We start from the raw sequence: 551 nt of genomic DNA, 5'->3' as shown, positions 1-551 counted from the left end.
ATTCGGGACCAGATTGCCATCAGCATCTTTCACGGTAGCGCTCACGGCATTGGTGGCGACATTGTTCGCCACCGCGCCACTGGCGACGGTGAAGTCAGTACTCGCAATAATGGCTGTCGTCTCATCGGCGACAAAGGTAGAGGTTTTCGCCGCAGTGGTATGGGTGCCCACCGTTGCCGTCACCGCATGATCACCCGCCACCCGACTGACCAGTAATGCTGTTGCCAGCCCTGCGTTATTAGTGATGGCCTCCTTAGTCAGTTCGGTTCCCCCGTCGAAGGTTGCCCCGCCACTCACCGCAAAGGTCACACTCACATTCGGCACTAAATTACCATTGCCATCTTTCACCGTCGCACTCACGGCATTGGTCGCGGTATTATTAGCGGCCGCGCCACTGGCGACGGTAAAGTCAGTGCTGCCAATCTCGGCTGTCGTCTCATCGGCGATAAAATTGGCGGTTTTCGCGGCCGTGGTGTTCGTACCGACCGTTGCCGTCACAGCATGATCACCTGCGACCAAACTGACCAACGCCGCTGTCGCGACCCCATCAC

1 protein-coding gene is annotated in these 551 nt (G+C 57.9%); it reads right to left on the bottom strand.

Annotation, left to right across the window (positions count from 1 at the left end):
* On the bottom strand, positions 1-551 hold a 551-nt coding region (locus tag BN68_RS22850), incomplete at both ends, for an Ig-like domain-containing protein (RefSeq protein ID WP_042807149.1).

Origin of the sequence: Yersinia massiliensis CCUG 53443 (assembly GCF_000312485.1) — a bacterium.
Lineage (GTDB): Bacteria > Pseudomonadota > Gammaproteobacteria > Enterobacterales > Enterobacteriaceae > Yersinia > Yersinia massiliensis.
The sequence above is the reverse complement of the archived record's forward strand: the minus strand, read 5'-3'. Positions and strand labels throughout refer to the sequence as shown.